The organism is Pseudomonas entomophila, assembly GCF_029478665.1.
In the GTDB taxonomy this organism is placed as follows: domain Bacteria; phylum Pseudomonadota; class Gammaproteobacteria; order Pseudomonadales; family Pseudomonadaceae; genus Aquipseudomonas; species Aquipseudomonas entomophila_F.
Window position 1 is genome coordinate 1 of record NZ_JARPQB010000097.1, and the last position, 3825, is coordinate 3825.

The following is a 3825-nucleotide window of genomic DNA, read 5'->3' on the forward strand; positions in this document are numbered from 1 at the left end:
ATCGCGGCTGAAGCCGCTCCTACAGCGGACAGCAGGGTCGCGGAAATACAAAAAGGGCACCCGAAGGTGCCCTTTCTTTCATGCCGCCGAACTCAGTTCAGCGCAGGCTTGTCGCCATTGATCGGGATGCGCTTGGCCTTGGCCTCTTCCGGCACCACGCGCAGCAGTTCGATGCTGAGCAAGCCGTTGGCCAGGCCCGCGCCCTTGACCTCGATATGGTCAGCCAGGCGGAACGACAGCTTGAAGGCGCGCTGGGCAATGCCCTGGTGCAGGTAGGTGACCCCTGCCGCGCCGTTGCTTTCGCGCTTGCCGCCAGTCACGGTCAGGACGCCTTTCTCGACCTGCAGGTCGAGGTCGTGCTCCTGGAAACCGGCTGCGGCAACCACGATGCGATAGTGGTCTTCACCGTGCTTTTCCACGTTGTAGGGCGGGTAGCTGCTACCGGCCTCGTTACGGGCGGCGGCTTCGAACAGGTCATTGAAACGGTCGAAGCCAACGGAATTGCGGAAAAGCGGTGCGAGAGAGAAAGCGGTAGTCATGGTCATGAACTCCTGAGATTCAGCAAGTTAAGTCACTACGCGACCCGACTTCGGCATCGCGTACTCAAGAGATAGGGTCGGGCCATGGGCTTTCAAGGGGCGGCAGAAAAATTTCTGCCTGGTTCGCCGGCAAGCCGGCGCCTACGGGATCGGACTTACCGACGAACCTCTCAGGCGACACATTCCTCACGCACCTGCATATCGATCCCAAGCAACCGACTGATCCGCTGACAATCATCCTCGCGGCGCAGCTCGGCGAACAGCACCACCGCCTCGGGGTAACTGCGGGTGAGCATTGCCAACCACTGCTTCATCCGCCCCGGCGCATAACGCGGCGACAGCTTGTCCTGGGCCTGGCGCCAGAACTCGCGCAACAGCGGCAACAGCTCGTCCCACGCCATCGGCTGGTACTCCACGCCATCACGAGCCGCCGCGATCTGCAACGCCAGGTCCGGCCGAGAGACCAGCCCACGCCCCAGCATGATGTCCGTGGCACCACTGACCTCACGGCAGCGCCGCCAGTCATCGACGGTCCAGATCTCGCCATTGGCGAACACCGGCACCTTGACCACGTCCTGCACCCGCGCCACCCATTCCCAGTGCGCCGGCGGCTTGTAGCCCTCGACCTTGGTCCGGGCATGCACCACAAGATGCTCGGCACCGCCCTCGGCCAGGGCCGTGGCGCAGTCCAGGGCGCCATCCGGGCTGTCGAAGCCCAGGCGCATCTTGGCGGTCACCGGAATGTGCGCCGGCACCTGCCGCCGCACTTCGCGCACGATGGCATGCAGCAGCTCCGGCTCCTTGAGCAGCACTGCGCCGCCACGGGACTTGTTCACGGTCTTGGCCGGGCAACCGAAGTTCAGGTCGATCACCGGCGCGCCCAGCTCGCAGGCCAGCACGGCATTCTCGGCCAGGCATACCGGATCCGAACCGAGCAATTGCACACGCATCGGCACGCCTGCCGCGGTGCGCGCGCCTTGGCGCAGCTCGGGCGCGAGCTTGTCGAACGAAGACTCCGGCAACAGGCGGTCGCAGACGCGGATGAACTCGGTGACGCACCAGTCGATGCCCCCCACCCGGGTCAGGACGTCGCGCAGGATGTTGTCGACCAGCCCCTCCATCGGGGCCAGGGCAATTTGCATGGGAGTGTCTCGGTACGAAAAGGGCGGCAGTCTAGCAAAAAACCGCCACGCTTCAGTTGCCGATCAGCGCCGGGCCATAACCGTCGAGGAACTCCGCCGGCATGCGTCGGGGCTTGCCGCTGGACAGCTCGATACAGGCGAAGGTGGTCTGCGCGCGCAGCAACGTGACGCCATCGCCCGGGCGCTTGAGCTGGAAGCGACGGGTCATGCGCAGGCGCTGGTCCCAATCGATAATCCAGGTGGCCAGTTGCAGCTCGTCGTCCTCATAGGCCGCGGCCAGGTAGTCAATCTCGTGGCGGACCACCGCCATGGCGCGGTCCAGGCGCCGGTACTCGGCCAGGTCCAGCCCCAGGCGCTGCGAATGGCGCCAGGCGCAGCGCTCCAGCCAGGTGACGTACACGGCATTGTTGGCGTGGCCGAGGCCGTCGATGTCCTCGCTGCCGACGCGCAGGTCGATGACGAATGGTGCTGCCAGATCCCAGCTCATGCCCGCTCCCACAGGGTATTGGTGAACGGGCAGAGTGTAACGGATGCTCAGGCGCTTTGCCGCACGCGCTGGGTGGAACGCGCCAGCAACTCCAGCACCGCCTGGCCCAGGCGCGGGTCAGCCAGCACTCGCAGATGGCCGCCCTCCTCCAGCATCAACAGGCGGCTGTCGAACCAGGCCTTGTGGATGAGCGGTGCCTCGCTGGCCGATACCAGCGTATCGTCCTGGGCATGTACCACGAGGCCCGGCAGGTCCAACTGGTAACCACTGACATCCAGGCGCGCCACCTGGATACCGACATCCCGCTCTACCTGGCGAATGAACGCCGCACGCGCTCGCGCCGGCAAACCAAGATGCCGGGCAAAACCGCGCAGCACTCCCAGCAATTGGGCCGGCGCGGCGATGCTCACCGCCGCCTCGGTGCGCAAGCCCCATTGCAAGGCCAGCATCAGGCTGGCGCCACCCATGGAATGGCCGACCACCGCGCGCAAGGGCGGCAGTTCGGCTGCGGCCTCCAGCAATGCGCGGGCAAACAGCACCACATGGGCCTGGTTGCCCGGCGAATGACCATGGCCCGGCCCCTCCAGGGAAACCACGGTGTAACCGGCGTCGACCAGGGTTTCGATCAAGGCGGCGAACTGGGTTGGCCGCCCTTCCCAACCATGCATCAACAGCACGGTCGGCCCCTGCCCCCAACGCAGCGCCGACAGCCCGAAACGCAGGGTGATGCGCTCGGCCCGCGCCAGCAACGGCAGTTCCCAGGGTTTGGGCGGCAGCGTGCGCGGGGTCATGAAGGCCCGGCGCATCTTGCCGGCGACATGCTCGGGGACCAGGTGGCCAAGGGTGCCGTTGACGCCACGAATCCAGCTCAGGGTACTCATCGCCTTGCTCCAGGGGGACAGTTTGTTCAGATCACCGCCGATTTGGCGGCACGCAGGATACGGTCGGACAGCTCACCGGGCCCGAGTGCCCGGGCCACAGCCAGGCCGCCCACCATCAGGGCGAAGTCGGCCAGGGCCTTGTCGATGTCCTCGGGGCGGTCGACCATTTGCGCGGTCATCAGCTCGATATGTTCGGCCAGCACCTCGCGGAACGCCGGCGGCAAGCGTTGCATTTCACCAATCGCGCTGGGGATCGGGCAGGCTTGCACCTCGGCGTCGCGATGCTTGCGCGACAGGTAGAAGGTGGCCGCCAGGGCCCGGCGCTCGGCGCCATCCAGGCTTGGGTCGACCTTGGCCAGCAATCCACGACGCTCGCCCAGCAATTGCCGGAACGCCTCGAGCATGAGCTCGTCCTTGCTGTCGAAGTGAGCGTAGAAGCCCCCCACCGTCAAACCCGCGGCGCCCATCACCTGGCTGACACTCGGGTCAGCCGGGCCATGCTGGATCAAGGCGCTGCGAGCGGCTTCGAGAATCCGCTCGCGGGTCTTGCTCTTCTTGTCGCTCATGGCTCACCTCAAATATTATGATCGACATATTATGCTCATAATATTTTATGGCAAGCGCTATTTGCACCCACTGGGAGGGGATCGAAAAATGTTTGGAGGGCAGAAAAACAAAAGGCCCATTCAATAATCGAATGAGCCTTATAAGTCCCGCAAAACGCGGGTAAAAAATTGGCGTCCCCTAGGGGACTCGAACCCCTGTTACCGCCGTGA

At 64.8% G+C, this 3825-nt stretch carries 5 protein-coding genes; all 5 read right to left on the reverse strand.

Features of this window, described 5'->3' with window-relative positions:
* Positions 1-92: 92 nt before the first annotated feature.
* Positions 93-539 carry an Hsp20 family protein gene (locus P5705_RS25810; RefSeq protein ID WP_277463694.1) on the reverse strand — a complete coding sequence of 149 codons (447 nt, stop codon included), beginning with the start codon at positions 537-539 and terminating at the stop codon, positions 93-95.
* 170 nt (positions 540-709) lie between these two features.
* Positions 710-1681: a tRNA dihydrouridine synthase gene (locus P5705_RS25815; RefSeq protein ID WP_277463695.1), complete on the reverse strand. Its 972-nt coding sequence runs from the start codon at positions 1679-1681 to the stop codon at positions 710-712.
* A gap of 52 nt (positions 1682-1733) precedes the next feature.
* A complete protein-coding gene (locus P5705_RS25820) occupies positions 1734-2168 on the reverse strand; it encodes an acyl-CoA thioesterase (protein WP_277463696.1) in 435 nt (144 codons plus the stop codon).
* Positions 2169-2215: 47 nt separating this feature from the next.
* Entirely contained in the window at positions 2216-3049 is an 834-nt protein-coding gene (locus P5705_RS25825) for an alpha/beta fold hydrolase (protein WP_213660177.1), read from the reverse strand.
* A 26-nt stretch (positions 3050-3075) separates the two neighbouring features.
* Positions 3076-3615, reverse strand: coding sequence for a TetR/AcrR family transcriptional regulator (locus P5705_RS25830; RefSeq protein ID WP_277463697.1), 540 nt, complete (start codon positions 3613-3615; stop codon positions 3076-3078).
* Between the last annotated feature and the right edge of the window lie 210 nt (positions 3616-3825).